This is a genomic window from Arthrobacter sp. P4_F10, from assembly GCF_056401435.1.
This window is the reverse complement of record NZ_JBFUJJ010000077.1, coordinates 1-3,860: the sequence shown is the minus strand read 5'-3', so window position 1 is coordinate 3,860 and position 3,860 is coordinate 1. Positions and strand designations below refer to the sequence as shown.

Annotated in this window: 3 protein-coding genes; 2 read left to right on the top strand and 1 reads right to left on the bottom strand. The window is 61.3% G+C overall.

The genetic code is table 11. The features are described from left to right. Positions 1–36: 36 nt before the first annotated feature. Positions 37–792 carry a helix-turn-helix domain-containing protein gene (locus AC1DR1_RS22905; RefSeq protein WP_476993428.1) on the bottom strand — a complete coding sequence of 252 codons (756 nt, stop codon included), beginning with the start codon at positions 790–792 and terminating at the stop codon, positions 37–39. A 418-nt stretch (positions 793–1,210) separates the two neighbouring features. Between AC1DR1_RS22905 and AC1DR1_RS22900 the strand changes: the two genes are divergently transcribed. Together AC1DR1_RS22900 and AC1DR1_RS22895 are read left to right on the top strand one after the other, a co-directional pair. Beyond that, complete coding sequence (locus AC1DR1_RS22900) at positions 1,211–2,266, top strand: sugar ABC transporter substrate-binding protein (RefSeq protein ID WP_476993427.1); 1,056 nt, start codon at positions 1,211–1,213, stop codon at positions 2,264–2,266. A 57-nt stretch (positions 2,267–2,323) separates the two neighbouring features. Then, a complete protein-coding gene (locus AC1DR1_RS22895; protein WP_476993426.1) occupies positions 2,324–3,853 on the top strand; it encodes a sugar ABC transporter ATP-binding protein in 1,530 nt (509 codons plus the stop codon). Positions 3,854–3,860 lie beyond the last annotated feature (7 nt).

The following is a 3,860-nucleotide window of genomic DNA, read 5'->3' as shown; positions in this document are numbered from 1 at the left end:
GGCACGACACGTCCATCCCATGAAAGGGGAGGAATGCTAAGAGTGGGAGTGTTCCATCGTCGCGGAGTCCTCACCGTTTGATCCCTGGCCGGCCCTGGCCAGGTCGAGGGGATGGGCGAAGCCTTGACGGCCGACCACGGCCCAGATGGCGACAYAGTCTTCACCGGAGGTGTTGCTGAGACGGTGCGGCACATTTGAATCGAAGTTCATGCTGTCTCCAGGCCCGAGAACATCGCTATCAAAAGCGACCTGGACGTTAAGTTGGCCGGAAAGGATATGAATGTACTCCCATCCGGGGTGGCGCATCAGTGCGTCCGCGGCGCAGGACTCGCTCCCGGGCCCGTACGTGACCCGCAGGAACTCAACCAATGGGTCCGCCCGTTCCGTGAGCCGCTCCCAGCGGACGCCTCCCATGTTGATCTCCGGACGGTCCCCTGCCCTCTGGATTCCCGGGATTGCCGGGCCTGCAGACGGGGCGAAGACGGAAAGGCCGGCCGGCTCGCTGACAGTTGAATCAACGGTCGCGCCATTTCCTTCGGGGGCAGGAGCCGAGTGCTCACCACTCATGAGCGTGTCCAAGGAGAGCCCAAGCTCCGAAACGATGGTGTACAGGGTTCCGATGGAAGGGACGGCACGGCCCAACTCGACCTGTGACATAAAGCTCGCGGAGATACCGACCCTCCGGGCGAGCTCCCTGAGGGAGATCTTCGCCTTCATCCTGGCAGCCCTGAGCTGACTGCCCAGCTGGGCACGACCCTCCTGGGTAACCGGTGCAGTGGCTTGAATGCTCATCCTCGGCCTTTCCGGCGATCCAATCCGGCAAAGAGAGGACCGCTGTTATGTATGTCCACCAATGGACCGGGGAACCAGCCACAAGTGTACAGTTCGCGTACACACCACTTTAGCTCCCCTACCGCAAAATTGCCCAGACTTCACAGTTATTACGCCTAACTACGGCGGAAAATCTCGGAAGCGTCCGAAGCGACCGAATGTAAAGTGTTATGTGCTGTATTACTTGACAGTGTGCGGTGTATCACTTTACATTGGAAGGGTGATGAAGCCGCGAGAGCTGACAACGGCGGGGGATCTCCCAGCCCGTCGGCGCAGCGGCCACAGCTTCCGGAGCGCCGGACTCGAAGTCGAGGACCCCGGCAGCAACCGAAGCAAGAATTCCACTTGTGTATGTCTACCTTCTAATTAGGAGCAATTGATGGTGCAGGATCGCAAAGGCGCCTCCGCATTCAAACTGAGCCGCCGCCACGTTGGTGTCGCCGTGCTCGCTGGCGCCACGCTGGCGCTCTCCGCCTGCGGCGGGAGTGCGTCATCGGGAAGTGGCGACGCGCCCACCGTCGGCTTCTCCGCCGGTGTCCTCGATAACCCCTTTACGGCAGGTCTGGTGGACTCCGTCGTTACCGAGGCCAATTCGAACAGCCTGAAGATGCTCCCGGCCTCCAACGCCGAGGGCGACCCGGCCAAGCAGGTGACCGATATCAACACCCTGATCTCCCAGGATGTAAAAGGTCTGGTGACCATACCCCGGGACAGCGATGCCATCATCCCGGCCATCCAGGCCGCGAACGCCGCAAACATCCCCGTCGTGACCGTGGACACCGCAGCCAATGGCGGCAAGATCTACATGAACATCAGGGCGGACAATGTTGCCATGGGCACCAGCGTCTGTGAACAGATCGGCAAGCTGACCGGCGGCAAGGGCACGGTCCTGGAACTGCACGGCGCACTGTCAACCACGTCCGGGTTTGACCGGAACAAGGGCTTCGATGAGTGCATGTCCTCCAAGTTCCCGGACGTAAATATCATCCGCAAGGACACCAACTGGGAATCTGCCAAGGCAGTGGAAAACGCCCAGACAGTTCTCAGCACATCGAAGATCGACGCCGTCTTCCTGGCCAGCGACTCCGTGATGCTCTCCGGCGTGCAGACCGTGATGGAGGGCCAGGGCAAGTGGGCCCCCGCCGGTCAGCCCGGACACGTCCCCCTGGTGACCATCGACGGTTCCAAGGGATCCTTGGATGCGATCCRGTCCGGACACGTTGACGCCGTCGTTTCCCAGCCGGTAGATCTCTACGGAAAGTACGCCGTCCAGTACCTCAAGGACGCCATCGCCGGAAAGGAATACAAGGTCGGTCCGTCCGAGCACGGCAGCGAAATCGTCGACTACAAGGGCAATCTCGCGGACATGCTTCCCTCTCCGGTCATCACGAAAGACAACGTTGATGACCAGAACCTCTGGGGAAACAAAAAATAACCTGCTCCCGGCCGAGCAGGGCCAAGGTGAAGACTGAATTTCAGAAAGGGTGACATCGTGGTCACAGCTAACACCCAGAACGCCATCGAGATCCGTGGATTGCAGAAGTCTTTCGGATCGACCCAGGCGTTGACAGATGCCAACCTGATCGTCCGTTCAGGCGAATCCCGGGCCCTTCTCGGCCGGAACGGTGCCGGAAAGTCCACCTTGATTGCGATGCTTACCGGTCTGGTGACTCCGGACGCCGGAAGCATCCACATCCAGGGCGCGGACGGTGAAATTACTGAAGGTCCCGGATCCGATTCCATCGCTTGCGTGTATCAGAAAAGCACCCTCGTGCCGGAACTGACCGTGGCGGAAAACATCAGCCTTGGCGCTTACCCACGCAAGCGGTGGGGGAGCGTGGACTGGCCGGCGATGCGCAAGGCAGCAACCGACCAGCTCAAGGACTGGGGTTACGAGCGCATCGTCGACAAAAATGTCGAGGACCTTGAACCGCTGGAAAAGAAAATCGTCGAAGTATGCCGGGCACTGTCCCGGGGACCGCGGATCCTCCTTCTGGACGAACCGACGGCCGGCCTCGACGAGGGGGCTTCCCATGAACTATTCGCCCAGATCAACAGCCTCCGCCAGCGCGGGGTGACCGTCATCTACGTCTCCCACCACCTGGAAGAAATCTTCAAGGTCTGCGACTCTGTCACCATCCTGCGCGACGGACGCGACGTCCTGACCGCCCAGACAGCCGACCTCACCGTCAACCGGATCGTCAACGTCATGGCCGGTGTGACGGAGCAAGAAGCTGCAGCTGCTAGGAAAGATACTGCCGCCACCAGTAACCGCCAGGACCAGCTTGGCGAAACGCGACTCACCGTGACCGGCGTCGCCGTCGGCTCCCGCGTCTTGGAAGCCACCCTGACGGTCCGCGCTGGCGAATGCGTCGGCCTCACAGGTCTCGATGGCGCAGGCCACGTCCAGCTCGCCCAGGCCATCGCAGGTCAGCTGGCACTCGATGCGGGAACCGTTGAACACAACGGCCACACCCTCGGGCACGGAAACGTCATCAAAACGATCAACGCCGGAATTGGCTTCGTTCCCGAAGACCGCCACGTCAACGGCTACGTCCCGGAACTGTCCGTCGAAGAAAACGCCACCCTGACCATCGTCGACCGGCTCCGCGGCCGTGGCGGCCTCATCAGTTCGGGACGGCGCCGCGAACGCTTCACGGAACTCTCCGGCGCGTGGTCCATCAAATGCGACGGACCCACCCAGGCCGTCGAAGAGCTCTCCGGAGGCAACCAGCAAAAGGTCGTGCTCGCACGGGCCCTCGCTTCAAACCCGGACACACTCGTCCTCGTCCACCCCACCGCCGGTGTCGACGTGACAGCGAAGGAATCCATCTACGAATCACTTCGGGCGCTGCGTGACAGCGGACGAGCGCTGCTGATCGTCTCCACCGACGACACCGACCTGGAAATCTGCGACAGGGTCATCGTCATGTACAAGGGCGAAATTCACGCCGAACTCAACGCCGGCTACGAAGAGTGGGAACTCGTAGGCGCCATCCAAGGGGCGGAGGCCGCGGCATGACAATGTC